Here is a 21139-nt window from a genome sequence, read left to right as displayed (position 1 = left end):
AAGGTGATGCGCGCGGCAACCGCCGCCTGCAGAGACCGTCGCGGGCTTTGTCGTGCCGAATTTGCCCGCCTGGCTGAAGCCGTCACTCCATTTTGGCTGCACAAGGAACTCATCATGACGACCCTGACAGGACAAGCAAGACTCACCAACTCCGCCGCCTACGAGCAAGTGTGGCAAGCGGAGCGCCAGGCCTGCCGCACCGACGCAGATCCCGATACCCTGACGGTCGGCGTGGTGGTGGTGACGCGCAACCCGGCGTTTTTCCAAACCGGACTCAGCGTACTGAACGATATCCGCGATTATGTTTTCAACCGCGTGCATATCCAGTCCGAAATGCCGCTGAAACTGTTGGATCTGGCGGCGGACTCGCTTTATCTGGCCGCGCGCGAAAAGGCGTTGCACTTTCTCAAAGGCCAAAACAAGGCTATCAACGTTCGCATCATCCAATGCGCCAGCCTGGCAGAGGCCACCGGCAAGATCATCTATACCCATGCGCTGGAACAGCGTCCCGAATTTCATTTGGGCATGCTGTTCTACGATCAGACCACGCCGGCCGGCGTCGATGACAGCATCGAACAGATCGATCGCGATCTGGACGCCTTTTACAGCGCCTTGCAGCGCAGCGGCATTCCCGCGTTTTACACCACCTTCTCCACCGTTGCGTTCATTCGCCAGCTGCGATCGCCCTTCCGCTACCTGCCGCAGCAATACCGCGAAATCGTGCGCAGCGAAGATCCGGCGATCTTCCAAACCGAGCTGTTGTGCCTGTGGATGGACTTCTTCGAGATGAACTACACCAACCGCCGGGTCAAGCCGATCGGCGCGCTGGCGCTGCACAACACGTTGGGTGAGCAGCTGATTCAATTTTTCGAGCGTACCGCCGCCGAACGCTGGCTGGTGTCCTATTACACCGGGTCGATCATCTCCAATCTGATCGGCTATCTGGATCGGCATGCGGAGGCGCGCGGCGCGCTGATCCTGCGCGGACCTAACGAACACGCCATCGCCTGCGGCGCCATGGCCAACTGGCAGCTGTATCGCATGCCGTTCCTCGGCGTAGTGACCTCCGGGATGATGGATGAATTCAAGGGTACGCTGGCCAACCTCAAGGAAACCGCCGCCCAGGGCATCATCGTCGCGGCGGAAAACCGCGACAATCAATGGTACAGCTTCCAGGGAACGCTGACGCCGACGGAAGACATGCGTGAAGTACTTGTCGCCCGCCGCATCCCGTTCGTTTATATCGATGACGTCGAAACGATCGGCACCGGTTTGACGGAAGCCTTCCGCCTTTATCATCAAGGCCAGGGGCCGGTGGTGATTCTGGCGACGCAAAACGTGCTTGAGTCGACCCTGTCGCTGGAGGGCGCCGTCTGCGATCCCTCGCCGATCCCGGTTCTGTCGGCGGACGATCCGCTGCCGATGAGCGAAAGCCTGGCACAGGCGATAGCGCTGATCAACCGCGGGCCGGAACGGCTGGTGTGGCAGCTGGGCCCGGTCAGCGACGACGAATACGCCCTGATCCATGACATCGCCGACGCCGCCGGCATCGCCCTGGTGGACTCGTTGGCCCATCCAGGCTCGGCGCCGAAATATTATCAGGGTCGGCGCAATCCCCACTACCTGGGCACCCTGGCGATTTACGGCTACAGCCCGCGCGTCTACAACTTCCTGCACACCAACGACAAGCTCAACGCCATGAGCGAGCAGAGCCTGTTTATGATCAAAAGCCGCGTCGCTCAGATCACCACCCCCTTCTCCGACGGCAGGCTGGAACGCAAGGTTCACCTGGTGCAGGTCACGCACGATGAGCGCCATCTGTCGCCCTATGCCGATCTGCACCTGCATATGAACTGTCTGGCGTTCCTGCGCACGGTGAAAGCGCATCTCGACGTCGATCCGGCATTGCGGGAAAGACGCCGCGCGCTGATCGCCGCCTATCTCGATTCGCCTTCCGACGTGGTCAGCCAGCTTCCCAGTCTGCCCATGTCGGCCAACTACTTCTTCTGCCAGTTGAACCGAGTGATTGAAGAACTGATCGAAACGGAGGGGTTCGATTTTACCGGCGTATATGACGTCGGCCGGTGCGGCATCTCCGCCGCGCGCAACGTCGCTAAAACGCGCCGCGGCTTTTCCGGCTGGTATGGCCGCGCCCTGATGGGCGACGCTCTGCTGGCCACCGGCTACCTGGCTTACACCAGCCCAAGCCACGTGATGGCGTTTATCGGCGACGGTGCTAAAGGGATCGTACCGGACATCCTGCCGGCTTTTATCGACAACATTCTCACCCATCCGCAGTTGCTGAATAAAAGCATCACCGTCTTCTATTTATGCAACGGCGGGCTGTCCGTCATCAATACCTATCAGGAACGCATTCTGTTCAATCGCACCTCGCGGCAAATGCGGTTGGTGAACGTCGAACAGCCGGACGTCGAACAAACGGTCAATAACTTCCATATCCAGAGCAAAACGCTTACGCATTTCGACGAAGACGTCATTCGCCAGGCGCTGACCACGCCGCACCGACTCAATCTGTTCTCCGTGGTGCTGGGGCACAACAATGAAGGCGACGGTATCTCGCTGGCCACTGCCAAAGGCTGGCAGCGCGATCCGAGCGACCACGACGCCCTGCAGGAGCGCAAAGCCTGGGCGGCCCAACAGCCCGAATCGACCAGCACCGCCTTCGACCAAGATCCTACACAGGAAGCCACCTCATGAAATTCGGATTCATCGCTCATCCCACCTCGCTGGGGTTGAAACGTTACGTCAAAATGCTCGATCTGCTGCAACGCAACTCGACCGAGCAGCACAGCGGCTATACGCGTGAACTGTGGGAACGACAAAACCTGGTTCCCTTTATGAACTTCGCCAGGATCACCTCGGCGACCGGCGCCACTTGCGAAGGGGTGATCAAATACATGCCGCTGGTGGCGGATGAAATGCTGGCCGACGCACGCGGTATCGCCGCCAGGGTGGTCCAAGGCATCGAAGAGCTGGCCGGCGATGGCGCCGAACTGGTCGGTCTCGGCGGTTTTACCTCTATCGTTGGGCGACGCGGCGAAGCCACTGCGGAAAAGTCGCCGGTACCGGTCACCTCCGGCAACTCTCTGACCACCTACGCCGGCTACAAGGCCTTGATGCAGATCCAGTCCTGGCTGGAAATCCGCCCGGAGGAGGAACCCGTCGCCATCGTCGGCTATCCGGGATCGATCTGCCTGGCGCTAAGCCGTCTGCTGCTGGCGCACGGTTTCTCTCTCCATTTGCTGCACCGCGCCGGCAACCATGATCGCAGCGAACTGCTCAGCCATTTGCCCGAGGAGTATCACTCGCGCGTCACCCTGACCAGCGATCCCGAAGATCTCTACCCGCGCTGCAAACTGTTTGCCGCCGCGACCTCCGCCGGCGGCGTGATCGACCCCGCCAGACTGCAACCCGGCTCGATCTTCATCGACGTGGCGCTGCCGCGGGATATCGCTTCGGAAACGCGCCCGGCGCGGGATGACATTCTGATCATCGACGGCGGCTGCGTCACCGCCACCGATGCGGTCAAGTTGGGTGGAGAATCGCTCAACGTCACCATCAAGCAACAATTGAACGGCTGCATGGCGGAAACCATTGTGCTGGCGCTGGAAAACCGGCGGGAAAACTTTTCGCTGGGCCGCTATCTGGCGCCGGAAAAAGTGCTGGAGATCGGTGAAATCGCCGAGCGCCACGGGTTCTTCGCCTATCCGCTGGCCTCGTACGGCGAGCGCATCGATCGGCAGAGCGTGACCAATCTCAAGCGCTACTACCACCATGACATCTATGCCGGGGAATCGGCTGATGCGGCGCTGCCCGCATCGCGCCTGGCGTTTATCGACGCGGTCATCGCCCAAACGCCCGCCAGGGAAGACACCCTCGACCGCTATCATCAATACATCAACCCCATGATGGTGGACTTCCTTAAGTTGCAGCGCTGCGACAACGTTTTCCGCCGCGCCGCCGGCACCCAGTTGTATGACGATGCGGGCGAGGCTTTCCTGGACATGGTGGCGGGCTACGGGTGCCTAAACCTGGGCCACAACCCGCAGCCAGTGGTCAACGCGCTGAAAAACTACCTCGACGCTCAAGGTCCCAACTTCATTCAATACATTTCCATTCCCGAACAGACCGCCAAGTTGGCCGAAGTGCTCTGTCGTCTGGCGCCGGGCAATATGGGCCGGGTGTTCTTCAGCAACTCCGGCACCGAAGCCGTCGAAGCCGCGATGAAGATCGCCAAGGCCTCGACGGGCAAGCCGGGCATCGCCTATCTGCGCAACAGTTACCACGGTAAAACGCTGGGCGCGTTGTCCATCACCGGACGAGACAAACACCGCCGCTATTTCACACCGCTGCTGGACGCAATGGTGGAAGTGCCGTTCGGCGATCTCGCCGCGCTGCGGGAAGCGCTGAACCGTGAAGACGTCGGCGCGCTGATGATCGAACCGATCCAGGGCGAAGGCGGCGTGCATATCCCGCCCGCCGGTTACCTGCAGGCGGTGCAGCAGCTCTGCCGCGAGACCGGTGTGCTGCTGATGGTGGACGAAGTGCAAACCGGGCTTGGGCGCACCGGCAAACTTTTCGCCTGCGAATGGGACGGTATCGAGCCGGACGTGCTGATGCTGTCGAAATCCCTGTCCGGCGGCCTGATCCCCATCGGCGCCACGCTGTGCCGAGCCGATCTTTGGCAAAAAGCCTATGGCACGGCGGATCGCTTCCTGGTGCACAGCTCCACCTACGGCGGCGGCAACCTCGCCTCAGTTGTCGCCCTCAGCGCGCTGCGCGAGATCCTGGCGCAGGATTTGGTCGGCCATGCCGAACGGATGGGCGCCTACTTTAAGCAGGCACTGAGCGAGATCGCCGCCCGCTATCCGTTCGTCAGCGAGGTGCGCGGCCGCGGCCTGATGCTGGGGATCCAGTTCGACCAGGCGTTCACCGGCGCGGTCAACGCCTCCGCCCGCGAATTCGCCACCCGGCTGCCGGGCGATTGGCACACCACCTGGAAATTCTTGCCCGATCCGGTGCAAGCCCATCTGCGGGCGGCGATGGATCGCATGGAACAGGCGCTCGGCGAAATGTTCTGCATGAAATTCGTCACCAAGCTGTGCCAGGACCACAAGATCCTGACCTTCATTACCGCCAACAGCTCGACGGTGATCCGTATTCAACCCCCGCTCATCATCAGCAAAGCCGAGATCGACCGTTTCGTCGGCGCCTTTGCCACGGTGTGCGAGGAACTCTCCACCTTTTTAGACTAGGGAGCCAGCAATGCCTTTAACCAAGCAAGATGCCGTCAATCAGATGATGGGCTTTTTCCAGGCCAAGGCGCTGACCGCCGCGCTGGCGCTGAAGCTGTTCGATCAGCTGCGCGATCGGGACGCCGACGCGGCGCACATTGCCGCGCGGCTTGACTGCCCGGCGCGTTCGACCGAGCAGTTGCTCATCGCGCTGCGGGCCATGGGGTATCTCGACCAACGAGACGGCCTTTATCATCTGCCCGCCGCCCACCGGGCTTTTCTGTTGAGCGACGAACCGCAGTGGCTGGGATGGCTGGGCCGCCACATCGATACCTTCCTGTATCCGCTGTGGGGCGAGCTGAAAACGGCGGTGCGAAACGATGCCCACCAGCGCCGCACGGTATTCGGCGATGACCGCAGTTGGTTCGACATCCTGTACCAAAATCCGGACGACGTGGCGGACTTCCAGGAGTTTCTCGGTAAATTCGCCGCGCCCTTTATCGCCGGCTTTGTTCGCGATTACGACTTCTCGCAACACCGTGCGTTTTTGGATATCGGCAGCGGGATCGGCAGCCTGCCGATGGCGATCGCCGACGCTTATCCGGGGATCGCACTGGCGATCTGCGAACTGCCGCAAGCCTCGGCGTTTTTGCGCGACAAGCTGACGCTGCAAGGCTATGGCGAACGCATTGACGTCGTGGAGGGCGATGTCATCAGCGGCGATCTGCCGATCGGCGGCTATGACCTGATCCACCTGGGATGGATGCTGCACGACTACGCCCCGGAAACCCAACTGACCATCCTGCGCAACATCTATCGGGCGATGCCGGCCGGCAGCCGCTTCATCGCTTCCGAAACGCCGCTGAACGAAGACAAATCAGGGCCGGAATTTACCGCCCTGCTGTCGCTGAACATGCTGGTCTCCACCGACGGTGGCATAGAGAGCAGCGCGCAGGAATACCTGGACAGGTTCCGTCTGGCGGGGTTCAGCAACGCGCGCATCATGAAAATAGCCGGCCCACGCACCCTGATCGTCGGCGAAAAATAACCAGTTAGCAACGGGAGCTCGCAATGTTAGAAAGCAAATTGATCCAGCATATCGCCACCCAGTATCTGGATGGCGATCACGACGGCCTGAACGCTCAAACCCCGCTGTTTGAACTGAACGTCGTCGATTCCGCCTCCATTTTCGATCTGGTGGATTTTCTGCGTCAGGAGTCTCATGTCGCCATCGGCATGCATGAGATCCATCCGGCGAACTTCGCCTCGGTACAGGCGATGGTCGCGCTGGTGCAACGGTTGCAAGCGCAAGTCGCCGCAGGGGGTGTCGCATGAGCGTTCACGCCGTCGATAGCGCCGCAAACGCGCATGAAGCCGTCCGGCAGTCGGTGCTGCACACCTTCGCCCGGCTGACCGAGTATGAACCGTCGGCACTGGCCCTGACCAGCCATCTGGAAAACGATTTGGGCGTCGACTCCATCGCGCTGGCGGAAATTGCCATGGTGCTGAATCGTCAGTTTCAATTAAATACGCCGCTGGAGATCCAGGAGATCAAAACCATTCAGGATGCGCTCGACGGTATTTTGCAGCGCGGTTTCACGCTGCCGACGTCGAACGCCGCCGCGCAACCTGCCCCCGAGACGCCTCAGGCCTGGTTGAGCGCTCTCGTGCGCCAGGTGTTCGCCACCCACAGCGGATATGAAGTGCGTGATCTGTCCCCCGACGCCGCCATCGAAGGCGACCTGGGCATCGACTCCGTAGCGGTGGTGATGGCGCGCAACGAGCTGCTCAAAACGCTGGGCCTGGACGATAGCGCAGCGCTGGCGGAGTGCCGCACGTTGGCTGAACTGGAGCACAACCTGGCGGCGCGACTGGTTCAGGAACAGGGCGCAGCGTGGTTCAGCCGCTTTGGCCAGCACACCGCCGCGTCCGCCGCGCCGCAGCCCACCAAGGCGCCCGCGTCGCCGGACGCGCGCGATGAGCTCGGCGATCCGCGCACCATGCGGGACTTCGTCGGCATTGAGCACCCGGATTTGTTCCATAAAACGCGTGAATTCGGCGCTTTTTATCGCGATAAAAAACAGCGTCAGCTTTACTGGTACGGCATGCCGCTTGAAACGCCGTGCAAAAACCGCGCGGTCATGTTCGACGAGGTCACCGGCAAAAGCCGCGAATTTCTGATGTTCGGCTCCAACAGCTATCTGGGATTGTCGAACCATCCGGAAGTGATCCACGCCATCCAGGACGCTGCTGGCCTATACGGCGCCACCAATACCGGGTGCCGCATCATCGCCGGCAGCAACGTGCTGCATCTGGAATTGGAGCGCAAACTGGCCAAGCTCAAAGGGCGCGAAGACTGCATCGTCTATCCGTCCGGCTACTCGGCCAACCTGGGATGCATCTCGGCTCTGACCAGCCGACACGACCTGGTGTTCACCGACGCCATTAACCACATGAGCATCCAGGACGGCTGCAAATTGGCGGGCGCGCAGCGGAAAATTTATGACCACTCTTTGACCAGCCTTGAAAAATCGCTGGCCAAATACGCCGATCACCCCGGCGGCAAGCTGATCGTCACCGATGGCGTTTTCAGCATGCACGGCGATATCGTCGATCTGCCGCGCCTGATGAAGCTGGCCGAACGCTACGGTGCACGCGTCTTGGTCGACGACGCGCACGCGACCGGCGTCTTGGGCAAAACCGGCTCGGGCACGGCGGAACACTTCAATATGAAAGGCCAGGTGGATCTCGAGCTGGGCACCATGAGCAAGGCGCTGTCGGGGTTAGGCGGCTTCGTTTGCGCCGATGGCGAAGTGGTCGAATATCTGCGTTTCTACTCCAACTCCTATGTTTTCGCCGCCACCATCCCCGCCGCAGTCGCCGCCGGCGTGATCGCCTCCATCGACGTGATGCTGCGTGAACCCGAGCGACTGGCCAAGCTGTGGGACAACATCTACTACTTCCGCACGCTGCTGCTTAACGCCGGTTTTGACCTTGAGCATTCCGACTCGGCCATCATTCCGGTGGTGGTGGGCGACGACGCCAAAACGCTGCTGTTCGGCCGCGCCGTCCGGGCGCGCGGGCTATTCTGCCAGACCGTGGTCTTCCCGGGCGTCAGCGTGGGTGACGCCCGCTTACGCATCAGCGTGACCAGTGAACACACGCGTGAAGATCTGGATGAAGCCTACGCCATTTTGGTGGCGGCGGCGCTGGAGACCGGCGTGCCGGTCAACGGCGATGTCCGACGGGAAGAGCGCGCGCGCGCCACCGAGGCCTGACATCATGGCAACCTTCATTTCACCGATACTGGAAGCCCTGTTCCGGCACGCCCGCCAAGCGCCGGAAAGCACCGCTCTGCTGTGCGGCGATCGGCGCTGGAGCTATCGTCGCCTGGCCGATCGCGCCTGTATGATGGCGGCGGCGCTGCGACATGCCGGGTTGAAGCAGCAGGCCGTGCTGCTCAACCTGCAGAAAGGGCCCGACGCCGTCGCCGCCATGTACGCGTGTTGGCTGAGCGGCAACCACTATGTCCCTATCGATTTCAGCCAACCGACGGCGCGCATCGAACGCATTATCGCCGCCGCCTCACCCGCGCTGATCGTCGATGAGGACTGGTTGAGCGCGCTCGATGGCCGCACCGATCTCAATGGCGCCTGGCCGGAAGCGATCGCCGCGCTCGGCTCTCCCCTCGCCGCCATTCTCTATACTTCAGGCTCCACAGGCACCCCGAAAGGGGTGCAAATCACCCATGACATGCTGAGGTTTTTCATCGGCTGGGCCGTCAGCGATACACAACTGACGGCGCAAGACGTGCTGGCCAACCATGCCAGTTTCGCCTTTGATCTGAGCACCTTCGATCTGTTCGCCGGCGTTTGCGCCGGCGCCGCGACCTGGATCGTGCGCGAAGATGAACAGAAAGATTGCCAGGCTCTCGTTCGCGGATTGCAAACGCACGGCGTCACCCTGTGGTACAGCGTGCCTTCGATTTTAGCCATGCTGGAAAAGAGCGCGTTGCTGGCGCCGTCGACGGTGAAAACGCTGCGCCAGGTCACATTCGCCGGGGAGCCTTATCCGGCCGCCGCGCTGAGGCGTCTGGTTGCGCATCTGCCGGCCCGGTGCCGCATCAGCAACTGGTATGGCCCGACGGAAACCAATGTCTGCACCGCCTACGCGCTGGATCGAACGCAGTTGGCGACGCTGGAGCAGATCCCCATCGGCCATCCGTTGCCCGGCTTGACGGCGCAGTTGGTCGATGAACAGGGGCGCCTGCAGCCGATTGACGATACGCCGGGCCGACGCGGAGAATTGCTGATCGGCGGGCCGTGCGTTACCCCCGGCTACAGCAACGTCGCCTCATCGCGGCAAGCGGAATGGCATCCGCGCCAATGCCACGCGACCGGCGACTGGGTGGAGACGACGGCGAATGGGCTGGTCTACCGCGGCCGGCTGGACGACATGGTGAAAATCAACGGCTACCGGGTGGAATTGGGTGAGATTGAATCGATCCTTCATCACCATCCCTCGGTCAGCCAGGCCGCACTGTATGTCGAGCTCGGCGAGCTGAAGCAAAAACTGATCGCCGTGATCACCCTCCATCCCGGCGCGCTCCGCCCCAACCTGCTGGAGCTCAAGCAGTTCCTGCAGCCCAGGCTGCCCGCCTATATGCTCCCCAGCCAACTGGTGGTCGCCGACAGCCTGCCCACCAACGCGAACGGCAAGGTGGACAGAGGACGTTTGTCCGAGGTGAACGCGCGATGAACCAGGAAATTCATGCCGCGCCGCTGGCGCTGGTCGGCATCGGCTGCGCACTGCCCGGCATCGATCGTATCGATCTGTCCAACGGCGCCGCCTGGTCGGCGCTGTTCGACGCCCCGCCGCCCATGCCGTGGAGCGATGCGGCCGCGCCGATCCGCGGTCGCCAGATCGACGACGCCGCGTTTGATTTCAAAAAATTCGCCATCCCGCCGCTGTTTCGACTGGCGGTCAGCCGCGAGACCCGCCTGGCGCTGCAGGCCGCCTCCGCCGCCATGCAGCATCTGACGTTATCCGACGCGTTACGCGACCGCTGCGATCAATTTTGCGCCACCCATTTGGGCAGTGATGCGGCCTATCGCAACGCCACCAAAATCGGCGCGCTGCGCAGGCTGGCCGAACGGCTTGACGCTCAGGGGCTCTCACCGGCGGCGGTCATGCGCCGGATTGACGATTACAAACAGCCGCTAGCCCAGGCATTCGGCAGTTCATCCCACGATCGCGTAGGGGAAATGGCCTCCAGTATTCCCGCGCGCATCGCCCATTTCGCCCGCACGCGCGGTAAATGCCAAACCCTCGACGGCGCCGATCTGGGCGGCCTGCGCTTGCTGCAGTTGGCGCAAGACTGTTTTCGCCATGCCGACAGCCGCATGGCGGTACTGACCGCCGTACAATGCTTCCACCATCAACCCCAGGCGGACATGCTGTTGGCGCAGGGCGTTTCCTCTTCGGCCTGTTGGCTGGAGGGGGCGATCAGCCTGGTCGTTTGCCCGCTGGACGTCGCTAAGGAACAGAGATGGCCAGCGATCGCGCAATTGTCGACCCTGATCGCCGAACGACAGGATGCCGCGCCGAGCGCCGGCTATTTTGCCGGCGCCAATCAGATTTTCTGCCATCTCCTCGACATGCTGTTGCAACGGCAACAGACGTGCGCCGGCCACTCGTTCACCGGCTATCGCTGGCGGATTGACGCGGCGTCTCCCCCCTCATTAAAACCGACGGCTTCGCCACGCATCAGCATCATCGACTATCAGCCCATCACCGCGCAGGGGCTGGATAAAGCGCGTTTCTGGCAGGCCTTGCGCAACGGTGAGGACGCCCTGCGCGATCACAGCCCCGAGCAGTTGCACCCCGGGGCCTTCGTGCGACCCACGCCGCAAAAGCTCAGCGCCTACACCGCTCACGCCATGTGCTTCCCAACGCACGATCCGGTGCGGCTTGAGCTGACGCGGCCTATGATGCCGGCCAAAAAGCAGCGCCTCGACGTCACACAACTGCACGCCCTCAACGGCTGCGCGGCGTGGCCCGACAGCCTGCGACGCTTTGAACGCATCGCCATTATCGTCGCCAGCAACCTGTCTTTGAGCGCCGATCGACAGCAGGCCATGAGCGCGCTGTGGCCGGCATTGCCTTCCGCCGGCGTCCCCCTTTCGCCACCGCCCCAACCCGCGATCAACCGCTGGAGCTGGCATGGCGCCTGCGGCCTCGGCACCGCACAGCTGTTGGCGCAACAGCTCGGCGTCGAGGCGGACTGCTACGCGGTCGAGGCGGCCTGCGCCAGTTCGCTGGCCGCCTTGCACAATGCGGTCAGGGCGTTACAGGCCGGCCGCTACGATGCGGTGCTCGTCGGCGGCATAGAAACGGCGACGCTCGAACGCGATATGGTGCTGTGCAGCGCGCAAATGATGCTTTCCGCTTCGCGTATGCGACCTTTCGCCCGACAAGCCGACGGTTTTACTCCCGGCGACGGTGGCGGCTTCTTCATTCTGACCGGCCAGGCGACATCGCGGGCCATCGCCACCATCGAAGCGATATCGGGATCTTGCGACAGCTATTCCATGACCGCGCCCGATCCCGAGGGCCAGGCGTTGGCAATCGAAAAAACCCAGAGCCTGAGCGCCGTCGAAGCGCGCCAGATACAGTATCTCGAAGCGCACGGCACCGGCACCGAACTGGGCGATCGGGCAGAAGTCGCGTCATTGCATCAGGGGTATCGCCGCGCCGCGCGCGCCCCTTTGTACATCGGTTCGGTGAAGTACAACTTCGGCCACTGTTTCGCCGGTGCCGGCGCGCTCAGTCTGTGCAAAGTGCTGAGCGCTTTCGAACACGGTCAAATCCCGCCCACGCCGGTGGCGACATTGAATGCCGAACTGCCGCTGGTGGCGATCCCGGCCGAAATCCCGCAAATCGCGCTCGACTGGCCACAGGGTGAAGACGGGCGTCGGGCGGCGATCAACGGCTTTGGCACCGGTGGCATCAATTACCATTTGCTTATCCATCAACCCATTTAAAAAGGCCGCCCAGATGCACATTATCGTCCATAAGATTCGGCTAAAAGACATCGCCCACCGCGCCGCGTTTCGCGACTGGGTGGAGACGACCGATTACCAGGCTTGCCGCCACCTCGACGCGGTACGCGCCTTCGATGTCATCGAAGTCAGCCCTTCGGCGGAGGCGCCGTTTCACTTTATCGAAATCATTCAGCTGAACTCGCTGAAAATGTTCGAGCGCGAGATGCAAACCCCGCTGTTTCAAAGCCTGGTTGAACGCTTTAATCAGTTGGCGGAAGTCGTTGACGAAATCAGCGGAGAACGCATCGCCGATGGTTATCGAGCTTAGCGTGGCGCCGCGTATCGTCATCGCGTTGGGCGGCCCCCACCGCTGCGCCGCCGTTCGGGGATTGCGGCATCTGTCGGCGGTGAAAAAACACGCGCGGGCGCAGGCCGTCGCGCTGCTGAACCGGACATGGTGCCGGCGGGACGCGACCGGCTTTACGCTGCGCCATGAGGCGAGTGGACAACCGTTCGGCGAACACCTCCTGCTGGGACGCCGCCACGTTTCTCTCAGCCATTCGCATGCCTGGTACGCCAGCGCCACCGGCGATATTCCGCTCGGCATCGATCTGCAGCATTATCGCCCCTTCTCCGGCGCTGCGCTGCGCTGGGCCTTTGGCGAGGCGGAACAGCGATTGGGACGCATACAGGCCTGCGCCGTCTGGGCCATTCGCGAAGCATTTTTAAAAAGCCACGGCCGCGGCCTGCCCTACGAATTGCGGACGATCGGCATCGACTGGCACACCGGGTTGGTCTCAAGCGCCGACGGCAGTTTGGCGAGCAGACGCTTCTGGCTGTGGCGCAGCCTGGACTGGGCATGCGCACTCTGCTTTCCTGCGGAGGAAAGCATGTCGTTCAGAGCGAACGTTACCGTATTTTCCCTGCCCGCCCCTTCCGCTTTCGGAGCCTTATCATGACCCAAGACCTTTTCGCCGCGGCGCTGCAACAGGCCGTGGACATCGCGCGGCAGGCGCCCTCTTCACACAACTGCCAACCCTGGTCTCTCCACTATGACGCCGACGCCCGATGTGGCCGATTGGCTATCGACCGCCGTCGCGCCTTGCAGAGCCTGCCTTCGCTGGAACGCGAGATGCTGATGAGCTGCGGGATTTTCTTCGAGTACCTCAGCGCGCTGCTCTACTGTGCAGGCTCGCCTCTCGCCTGGCGTTGGGAGCATGGCCCCACGCATTTACTGAGCTTTGCCCCCGCCGCGCCTGCCGCGCCCGATCGAGCCACCCATCGCCAATTGGCGCAGCTGATCGGCGAGCGGCATACCGCACGGGCGGCCTATCAGCCTACGCCAATCAATGAAGCGCAACGGATGCAGCTGCAGACCTTGTTCGACGGAACGGCGAGTTCGCTCAGTATCGCAGGTGACGAACGCGCTCGCCGTCGGGTCGCGCAGCTCACCGCTCGTCACGCCGCGCTCGATTTCTCGGATCGCCAAGCCTGGCGCGAAACCTATCAATACATCCGCTTCAACGAACGGCAGCCTACCGACGACGGTTTTCACCTGCACCACCTGTTTGGCCCGGTATCCCCAGCATTCAAGCGCTTCTTCCAAGTGGCGTTTCATCCTCGCTTAAGCCGGCTGGCGACCGGGCTGCGCTTGCCGGCTTATATGGCGCAAGGGCTGGCGCAACGCGTCGCGGAAGGCCCGCAATACCTGGCGCTGTGTCTGAACGACGAAAGTGCCGAGCACCTGTTCGCCACCGGCATGCGGCTTGGACGTCTGTGGCTCACGCTGCAACACTGGGGTTGGGGATTGCATCCGATCAGCGTTCTGGTGCAACACGCCGAGGCGCGTCGCGAGCTCGCAGCAACCCTGGCGCTCAGTGCTCCCCCGGTATTTTTTGCTCGCTTCGGCCACCTGCAACAATGGGGCAGCGCAGCACCCAGACGCAGCTGGCAAAGCATTTTGACCGCGCCGCCATCCGGCGAATGCGCGCCCCCGGGGAACGATTCCCCTTAATCCGCTGAGGAGAACACAATGAACGTATGGATTGCTTTGGCCGCTGTTTTGTTGATCCTTGCCCTGCTGGCGTTTATTACCAGCCGCGGCGCTCAGGACACTCGCCCGATGTTTCTGTGGGGGTTCAACGCCATGGGGCCGGTTACCCTGGTCTATTGCTATTTCGGCGAGGGCGATCTGAGCCACAAAGCCCTGATCCTTGTCATGGTCGGCCTGTACCTGCTGCGCATGAACATCGTGCTGACACGTTGGTACGGCAACACCGCCGCGGCCAAACTCAAGGACGTGATGCCCACGCAGCAGGTGCCATGGCTGGCGGTGATGATGGTCATGATCTTCGGCGGCCTGTACTGCCTGCCCTTCTACTGGGCCAGCCGACTGCAGGGGCCGTGGGGCGCGCTGCAATGGCTGGCCATTGGGGTCTACCTGATAGGCACGCTGTTCCACTTCGGCAGCGATTATCAAAAACGGCGCTTCAAACAGGATCCGAACAATAAAGGCCGGCTGCTGAACAGTGGCTTTTGGGGGTTGGCGCGCCATCCGAATTATTTCGGCGACTTTCTTATTTTCGTCAGCTTCGGGCTGCTTGCCGGCAACCTGTTTGGCCTGATCGCACCGCTGACTAACCTGGCGCAGTATTTCGCCGACGCCATTCCCAAAAGCGAGAAAATGGCCGAGAAGCGCTACGGCGAGGTTTGGCGCAACTATAAACGTCAGGTTAAATGTTTCATTCCTTTCGTGCTGTAACCCCAACGCGGCAGCGCGGTTCGGGCAAGCCGACCGCGCTGCCGCCGATAAAACACCTTGTTATACAACACAAAACGACCGCCACGCCCGCGCAAGTAAAAACCGCCTTGACCTTACCCTTGCTGGAAGGTTTAAGCTCCCTTCTTAGTGAAAACAGGTCAGGCGGTCAACCTTTAAACACCGCCCTTAAGCAAGGAGTCCAATCATGTCACACACCACTATGCTGGCATTACAGGGGTTGTCCTGCATGAACTGCGCGCAGCGGGTGAAAAAAGCCCTGGAAAGCCGCAGCGATGTCGAACAGGCCGAGGTTAACGTCCAATACGCCAAAGTGACCGGTGAAGCGCCGGACAGCGCGCTGATCGACAGCGTGATCGCCGCCGGTTATCAGGCCAAAGTCGCGCCGCGCGCCGATACCGAACTGCAGCTGAGCGGCTTGAGCTGCATGCACTGCGTCGGCAGCACCCGCAAGGCGCTGGAAGCGGTACCGGGCGTGTTCGCCGCCGACGTCGAGATCGACAGCGCGAAAGTGTACGGCGATGCCGATCCACAGGCGCTGATCGCCGCAGTAGAACACGCCGGTTATCACGCCAGCGTGGCGGGTACCGTCATCCCAAAAACTGAGCCGTTGACTGACGCAACACCTTCGTTGCCGGACGTTCAGCCAGCGGCGCAACCTTCCCTTCCGGCAACCGACAGCGCGGACGACAGCGTACAGCTGCTGCTCAGCGGCATGACCTGCGCCAGCTGCGTCAATAAAGTGCAGCAGGCCCTGCAAAGCGTCCCCGGCGTGGAGCACGCCCGCGTCAATCTGGCGGAGCGCAGCGCGCTGGTGACCGGCGCCGCCGATGCGCAGGCGCTGGTGGCGGCGGTGGAAAAAGCCGGCTACGGCGCCGAGATGATCCAGGACGAAACCGAACGTCGCGAACGGCAACAGCAGACCGCTCGCGCCAACATGAAGCGCTTTAGCTGGCAGGCGGCGCTCGGTCTGGCGCTGGGGATCCCGCTGATGGCCTGGGGGCTGTTCGGCGGCAGCATGACGCTGACGCCGGAAACCCAGCGCCCCTGGCTGCTGGTCGGCGTCATCACCCTGGCGGTGATGGTATTCGCCGGCGGGCACTTCTACCGCAACGCCTGGCGCGCGCTGATGAACGGCAGCGCCACCATGGATACTCTGGTGGCGCTCGGCACCGGCGCAGCCTGGCTCTACTCGATCGCCGTCAACATTTGGCCCGATTTCTTCCCGATGGAAGCGCGCCACCTCTATTACGAGGCCAGCGCGATGATCATCGGTTTGATCAACCTCGGCCATGCGCTGGAGCAGCGCGCTCGCCAGCGTTCTTCGCAGGCGCTGGAGCGCCTGTTGGATCTAACGCCGCCCACCGCCCGGCTGGTGACTGACGACGGCGAACGCGATATCCCGCTGGCGGAGGTGCAGCTCGGCATGACGCTGCGGCTGACTACCGGCGATCGCGTGCCGGTCGACGGCGAAATCGTACAGGGTGAAGTCTGGCTTGATGAAGCGATGCTGACCGGCGAAGCGGTGCCGCAGCAGAAAGGCGCCGGCGACACGGTGCATGCCGGGACGGTGGTCGACGACGGCAGCGTGCTGTTCCGCGCCGCCGCCATCGGCAGCCAAACCACGCTCGCGCGCATCATCAAACTGGTGCGTCAGGCGCAGAGCAGCAAACCGGCGATTGGCCAACTGGCTGACCGCGTCTCGGCGGTGTTCGTGCCGGCGGTAGTGGCGATCGCCCTGTTCAGCGCAGCGATATGGTACTTCTTTGGCCCGCAGCCGCAGCTGGTCTATACGCTGGTGATCGCCACCACGGTGCTGATCATCGCCTGTCCGTGCGCCCTGGGCCTGGCGACGCCGATGTCGATCATCTCCGGCGTCGGCCGCGCGGCGGAGTTCGGCGTGCTGGTGCGCGACGCCGACGCCCTGCAGCAAGCCAGCCAGTTGGACACCCTGGTATTCGACAAAACCGGCACCCTGACCGAAGGGAAACCACAGGTGGTGGAGATCCTGACCTTCAATCAGGTCAGCGAACAGCAGGCGATCGGCTGGGCCGCCGCGCTGGAACAAGGCTCCAACCACCCGCTGGCGCGCGCCATCATGGAACGCGCCGCCGGGCAAACGTTGCCGCAGGTCGCGCAGTTCCGCACCCTGCGCGGCGCCGGCGTCAGCGGAGAGATCGACGGCGTGCAGGTGCTGCTGGGCAATGCCGCGCTGCTGGAGCAGCATCAGGTTGCGACCGCCGAACTGGAAGCGCCGATGCGCGCCCAGGCCGAGCGCGGCGTGACGCCGGTGCTGCTGGCCGTTAACGGGAAACCGGCCGCGCTGTTCGCCATTCGCGATCCGCTGCGCGAGGACAGCGTTGCGGCGCTGCAGCGCCTGCACCAGCAGGGGTATCAGTTGGTAATGCTGACCGGCGACAACCCGGTGACCGCCAACGCCATCGCCAAAGAGGCCGGTATCGATCGGGTGATTGCCGGGGTGCTGCCGGACGGCAAAGCGGCAGCGATCAAGCAGCTGCAGGCACAGGGCCAACGCGTGGCGATGGTCGGCGACGGCATCAACGACGCCCCGGCGCTGGCGCAGGCCGACGTGGGCATCGCGATGGGCGGCGGCAGCGATATCGCCATCGAGACCGCCGCCATCACCCTGATGCGCCACAGCCTGCACGGCGTGGCGGATGCGGTGGAGCTGTCGAAGGCCACGCTGCGCAACATGAAGCAGAACCTGTTCGGCGCCTTTATCTACAATACGCTGGGCATTCCGATCGCCGCCGGCGTGCTCTACCCGCTGACCGGCACGCTGCTCAGCCCGGTGGTGGCGGGCGCGGCGATGGCGCTGTCGTCCATTACCGTGGTCAGCAACGCCAACCGGCTGCTGCGTTTTAAACCCAGGAAGTGATCGCCGGGGCGCCGTCATGGCGCCCCGCTGTTTTCCGGGCTTTCCTGCGCGGCGGATAGCGTTTAGCATGAATGGCGATTTCCCTCGCCTTTCACGCAAAACGCGCACCCGTTATTCAGGAGCCACGCCGTATGGGTCAATTGTTACGCCGCCTCGCCGCCTTTCTCGGCCTGATCTCGCCCCAGAGTTACGCTTATCCGGCGCTGGACATCACCCTGCCGGGCGATCGTCGGCTGCATCTGGTAGGCAGCATCCATATGGGTACCGTCGATATGTCGCCGTTGCCGGCGCGGTTGGCCGCCCGGCTGCAACAGGCCGACGCGCTGATCGTCGAAGCCGATATCACCGGCGCCGCCTCGCCCTTCGACCACGCCGAACTGCAGCCGGAGCTGGAACAGCGCCTGTCCGCCGAAGAATATCAACAGTTGTTGGCGCTGTGCCATGAGCTGGGCGCCGACCCGCACACCTTCACCACTCTACCCGGCTGGCAGGTGGCGCTGATGATGCAGGCGCGCCAGGCCCAGCGTTTGGGGCTGCGCGCGGAATATGGCGTGGACTATCAGCTGCTGCAGGCCGCCCGGGCACAGGCCAAACCGGTGATCGAACTGGAAGGAGCGCAGCAGCAGCTGGCGATGCTGGAACAATTGCCGGAAGGCGGCATCGCGCTGCTGCGCGATACCCTGGAGCACTGGCATACCAACGCGCGGCTGCTGCAAACCATGGTGAGCTGGTGGCTGAACGCCAAACCGCGCGGCGCGCTGGACACCCTGCCCGCCACCTTCAGCGCCGGGCTGTACGACGTGCTGATGCATCAGCGCAATCGCGACTGGCGGCGTCAGCTGGAGGCGCTGCCGGCCGGTGACTATGTGGTGGCGGTCGGCGCGTTGCACCTGTATGGCGAGGATAACCTGCCGGCGATGCTGCAGCCGCAGGGTTAAAAAAGAGGCCAATATCGCTATTGGCCAGTCAAAGAGGAATTTCTTGTATTCTAGTTATACGCATAGCAACCGTGTTAACGGTTACAGTAAACAGGGTAGCAACCCGGTGAATATCTTGGCAACCCGCTTTATGTAACAGCCGCTCAGGTTGCCGGGCAGGTTGGATTTTTGTATTTTTAAAGCTGATTATCACCCTTTCCCCGCTGGGGACATTTTGGACAACATATCATGACGCCCGCAGTCGTTCTGCTTGAGAAACAAAAGGTCGCCTTTACCCTTCATCCGTACCACCACGACAGCGACGAAACCAACTTCGGCGACGAAGCGGTGAAAAAGCTGGGGCTGGATGCCGATCGGGTTTACAAAACGCTGCTGGTGGCGCTGAACGGCGACGCCAAACACCTGGCGGTGGCGGTCACGCCGGTCGCCACCCAGCTGGATCTGAAAAAGGTCGCCCGCGCCCTCGGCGCCAAAAAAGCCGAAATGGCCGATCCGCAGCTGGCGCAGCGCGTTACCGGTTATCTGGTCGGCGGCATCAGCCCATTAGGGCAGAAAAAACGGCTGCCGACGGTGATCGACAGCCCGGCGCAGGCGTTCGCCACCATCTACGTTTCCGGCGGCAAACGCGGGCTGGACATCGAGCTGGCCGCCGCCGATCTGTGCCGCCTGCTGGCCGGCAGCTTCGCCGACATCGCCAAACGCGACTGACGCCGCACTCCTAGCGGCACACCACCGTGGCGTCACAGGCCGCCAGCGTCTCCACCAGGCGGTCCTCCAGCGCCTTCACCTGCGCGCCGGGCACCAGATAGTTGTTGCTGATGATGGCGAACGCCAGCGGCCGCCCGGTCGCCGAGTCGACATAGCCGCTGAGCGACGATACCCCGGTCATGGAACCGCTCTTGGCGTGGGCGCGCCCCGCCGCCGGGCTTTTCACCATGCGGCTTCGCAGCGTGCCACCCACCAGCAACCCCGGCTCGCCCGCGACGGGCAAGGCGTGATACCAATCGGCGAACCACGGCTGTTTTCTGGCCGCCAGCAACAGCGTCGTCAGCTGCTGCGGCGTGATCTGGTTCATGCGCGACAGCCCGGAACCGTCCACCTGGCGGTACGCGCCGGCCTCGATGCCCTGGCTTTGCACAAACCGGCTTATCGCCTGCAGGCCGGCGGCCCAATCCCCTTTACTCTGCGTCTTGCGGCCCATCGCTTTGGTCAATATCTCGCCGTAGCCGTTGTTGGACACTTTCAGGAAGGTGACGACCAGACGGGAAAGCGGCGGCGAGGTTTTTTCGGCCAGCAACCGTGCGTCGGCCGGCGTCACGCCCTCTTCAGCGGCGCCGCGCAGGATGATGCCGTGCGCGCGCAGGGCATTTTGCAACAAGGCGCCGACGACGATGGCCGGTTGATCGACGGTGATCAATCGCGAGCTGGCCTCCGCCTGCGCGGCGATGGTGCCGCTGACCACGATCCGGTTGCCGCCAGGCTGGCGATCGAACGTCAGCGCGGTATCACCGCCGGTGGTGGTGCGATTGACCAGCGTCACCGCGTCATTGGCGGGATAGAAGCTCACCTGCCCCGGCGCACCGGCGCGGGCGCCCGGCCGCACCTCCACCTGTACCACGTTGATATCGCCGCCGGGTGTAAAGGCGTAGTTCAGCGCCGAAATCGGCGCGGCGAAGGCAAAGGGTTCATCGTCCCAGCTCCAGCCGGGGCCGAATGGTGTCTGATCGAAGGCGCCGGCGTCCAGGATCAGCCGCCCCTGGATATGACGAATGCCGCGCTGCGCCAAGGTGGCGGCGAAGGTATCGAGATCGTCCGGGTGCAGCGTAGGGTCACCGCTACCCTGCAGATAGAGATCCCCGTGCAACGTATCGCCGCGCTGTTTGCCGTTGGTCAGCAGCCGGGTTTCAAAGCGGTAATCGGCACCCAGCACGCCGAACGCCGCCAGAGAGGTGAACATCTTCATGTTGGACGCCGGCGCCAGACGCTGATCCGCGTGCGCCTGATACAGCACCTTGCCGCTATCGACGTCGCGCACCATCACGCCACTCGACGCCCCGACCAACGCCTTGTCCTGGCCGATGGCCGCCAGCGCCTGGCCGAGGGTTTGTCCATGGCGTTCGCCGGATGACGAACACCCCGCCAGCGCCACGATGGCGGGCAGCAGCCAGCCTGCGGTTTTCAACATGTCATCTTCCTGTTTGCGTTATCAAAACCAAATTGTCGCT

The 21139-nt window shown here is 62.8% G+C and carries 15 protein-coding genes; 14 read left to right on the top strand and 1 reads right to left on the bottom strand.

Annotation, left to right across the window (positions count from 1 at the left end; all coding sequences use genetic code 11):
* Window positions 1–114 precede the first annotated feature (114 nt).
* The 14 genes from pigD to ybaK all read left to right on the top strand — a co-directional run bounded on the left by pigD (window position 115) and on the right by ybaK (window position 19622).
* Entirely contained in the window at window positions 115–2718 is a 2604-nt protein-coding gene (gene pigD / locus ATE40_RS02220; RefSeq protein WP_019454141.1) for a prodigiosin MAP biosynthesis protein PigD, read from the top strand.
* Window positions 2715–5276 carry a prodigiosin MAP biosynthesis aminotransferase PigE gene (gene pigE, locus ATE40_RS02215; protein ID WP_019454142.1) on the top strand — a complete coding sequence of 854 codons (2562 nt, stop codon included), beginning with the start codon at window positions 2715–2717 and terminating at the stop codon, window positions 5274–5276. Before pigD ends, pigE begins: the two co-directional genes overlap by 4 nt.
* A gap of 10 nt (window positions 5277–5286) precedes the next feature.
* A complete protein-coding gene (locus tag ATE40_RS02210; protein WP_063918862.1) occupies window positions 5287–6303 on the top strand; it encodes a methyltransferase in 1017 nt (338 codons plus the stop codon).
* A gap of 23 nt (window positions 6304–6326) precedes the next feature.
* The gene (locus tag ATE40_RS02205; RefSeq protein WP_004940224.1) at window positions 6327–6590 is read left to right on the top strand and encodes an acyl carrier protein; all 264 of its coding nucleotides are present in this window, start codon (window positions 6327–6329) and stop codon (window positions 6588–6590) included.
* A complete protein-coding gene (locus ATE40_RS02200) occupies window positions 6587–8533 on the top strand; it encodes an aminotransferase class I/II-fold pyridoxal phosphate-dependent enzyme (protein ID WP_063918861.1) in 1947 nt (648 codons plus the stop codon). The genes ATE40_RS02205 and ATE40_RS02200 overlap by 4 nt, the downstream gene beginning before the upstream one ends.
* Before the next feature lie 4 nt (window positions 8534–8537).
* Window positions 8538–10013 (top strand): L-proline--[L-prolyl-carrier protein] ligase PigI, encoded by a 1476-nt coding sequence (pigI, locus tag ATE40_RS02195; RefSeq protein WP_244889063.1) that lies wholly within the window; start codon window positions 8538–8540, stop codon window positions 10011–10013.
* The gene (gene pigJ, locus ATE40_RS02190) at window positions 10010–12298 is read left to right on the top strand and encodes a prodigiosin MBC biosynthesis protein PigJ (RefSeq protein WP_063918859.1); all 2289 of its coding nucleotides are present in this window, start codon (window positions 10010–10012) and stop codon (window positions 12296–12298) included. Before pigI ends, pigJ begins: the two co-directional genes overlap by 4 nt.
* Window positions 12299–12311: 13 nt before the next feature.
* Window positions 12312–12626, top strand: a complete 315-nt coding sequence (locus ATE40_RS02185) for a RedY-like protein (protein ID WP_004940233.1) — start codon at window positions 12312–12314, stop codon at window positions 12624–12626.
* Complete coding sequence (locus ATE40_RS02180) at window positions 12610–13257, top strand: 4'-phosphopantetheinyl transferase family protein (RefSeq protein ID WP_019454147.1); 648 nt, start codon at window positions 12610–12612, stop codon at window positions 13255–13257. Before ATE40_RS02185 ends, ATE40_RS02180 begins: the two co-directional genes overlap by 17 nt.
* A complete protein-coding gene (locus ATE40_RS02175) occupies window positions 13254–14312 on the top strand; it encodes a nitroreductase family protein (RefSeq protein WP_019454148.1) in 1059 nt (352 codons plus the stop codon). Before ATE40_RS02180 ends, ATE40_RS02175 begins: the two co-directional genes overlap by 4 nt.
* Before the next feature lie 18 nt (window positions 14313–14330).
* Window positions 14331–15059 (top strand): DUF1295 domain-containing protein, encoded by a 729-nt coding sequence (locus tag ATE40_RS02170; RefSeq protein ID WP_019454149.1) that lies wholly within the window; start codon window positions 14331–14333, stop codon window positions 15057–15059.
* 205 nt (window positions 15060–15264) lie between these two features.
* On the top strand, window positions 15265–17976 hold the full coding sequence (gene copA / locus ATE40_RS02165; RefSeq protein ID WP_063918858.1) for a copper-exporting P-type ATPase CopA: 2712 nt from the start codon (window positions 15265–15267) through the stop codon (window positions 17974–17976).
* A 131-nt stretch (window positions 17977–18107) separates the two neighbouring features.
* Window positions 18108–18914: a TraB/GumN family protein gene (locus ATE40_RS02160; RefSeq protein ID WP_063918857.1), complete on the top strand. Its 807-nt coding sequence runs from the start codon at window positions 18108–18110 to the stop codon at window positions 18912–18914.
* Between the two features lie 228 nt (window positions 18915–19142).
* Entirely contained in the window at window positions 19143–19622 is a 480-nt protein-coding gene (ybaK, locus tag ATE40_RS02155; protein WP_019454152.1) for a Cys-tRNA(Pro)/Cys-tRNA(Cys) deacylase YbaK, read from the top strand.
* A 10-nt stretch (window positions 19623–19632) separates the two neighbouring features.
* Here ybaK and dacB read toward each other — a convergent pair whose 3' ends face one another.
* Window positions 19633–21099 carry a D-alanyl-D-alanine carboxypeptidase/D-alanyl-D-alanine endopeptidase gene (gene dacB, locus ATE40_RS02150; RefSeq protein WP_063918856.1) on the bottom strand — a complete coding sequence of 489 codons (1467 nt, stop codon included), beginning with the start codon at window positions 21097–21099 and terminating at the stop codon, window positions 19633–19635.
* Window positions 21100–21139 lie beyond the last annotated feature (40 nt).

The sequence above is a fragment of the Serratia surfactantfaciens genome (assembly GCF_001642805.2).
Taxonomy (GTDB): Bacteria; Pseudomonadota; Gammaproteobacteria; order Enterobacterales; family Enterobacteriaceae; genus Serratia; species Serratia surfactantfaciens.
Note: the sequence above shows the minus strand (reverse complement) of the source record. Positions and strands in the feature narration are given on the sequence as shown.

Bases quoted from the DNA above. Each gene is read 5' to 3' on its own strand.
- pigD (WP_019454141.1), top strand. From the start codon at position 115: ATGACGACCCTGACAGGACAAGCAAGACTCACCAACTCCGCCGCCTAC.
- pigE (WP_019454142.1), top strand. From the start codon at position 2,715: ATGAAATTCGGATTCATCGCTCATCCCACCTCGCTGGGGTTGAAACGT.
- ATE40_RS02210 (WP_063918862.1), top strand. From the start codon at position 5,287: ATGCCTTTAACCAAGCAAGATGCCGTCAATCAGATGATGGGCTTTTTC.
- ATE40_RS02205 (WP_004940224.1), top strand. From the start codon at position 6,327: ATGTTAGAAAGCAAATTGATCCAGCATATCGCCACCCAGTATCTGGAT.
- ATE40_RS02200 (WP_063918861.1), top strand. From the start codon at position 6,587: ATGAGCGTTCACGCCGTCGATAGCGCCGCAAACGCGCATGAAGCCGTC.
- pigI (WP_244889063.1), top strand. From the start codon at position 8,538: ATGGCAACCTTCATTTCACCGATACTGGAAGCCCTGTTCCGGCACGCC.
- pigJ (WP_063918859.1), top strand. From the start codon at position 10,010: ATGAACCAGGAAATTCATGCCGCGCCGCTGGCGCTGGTCGGCATCGGC.
- ATE40_RS02185 (WP_004940233.1), top strand. From the start codon at position 12,312: ATGCACATTATCGTCCATAAGATTCGGCTAAAAGACATCGCCCACCGC.
- ATE40_RS02180 (WP_019454147.1), top strand. From the start codon at position 12,610: ATGGTTATCGAGCTTAGCGTGGCGCCGCGTATCGTCATCGCGTTGGGC.
- ATE40_RS02175 (WP_019454148.1), top strand. From the start codon at position 13,254: ATGACCCAAGACCTTTTCGCCGCGGCGCTGCAACAGGCCGTGGACATC.
- ATE40_RS02170 (WP_019454149.1), top strand. From the start codon at position 14,331: ATGAACGTATGGATTGCTTTGGCCGCTGTTTTGTTGATCCTTGCCCTG.
- copA (WP_063918858.1), top strand. From the start codon at position 15,265: ATGTCACACACCACTATGCTGGCATTACAGGGGTTGTCCTGCATGAAC.
- ATE40_RS02160 (WP_063918857.1), top strand. From the start codon at position 18,108: ATGGGTCAATTGTTACGCCGCCTCGCCGCCTTTCTCGGCCTGATCTCG.
- ybaK (WP_019454152.1), top strand. From the start codon at position 19,143: ATGACGCCCGCAGTCGTTCTGCTTGAGAAACAAAAGGTCGCCTTTACC.
- dacB (WP_063918856.1), bottom strand. From the start codon at position 21,099: ATGTTGAAAACCGCAGGCTGGCTGCTGCCCGCCATCGTGGCGCTGGCG.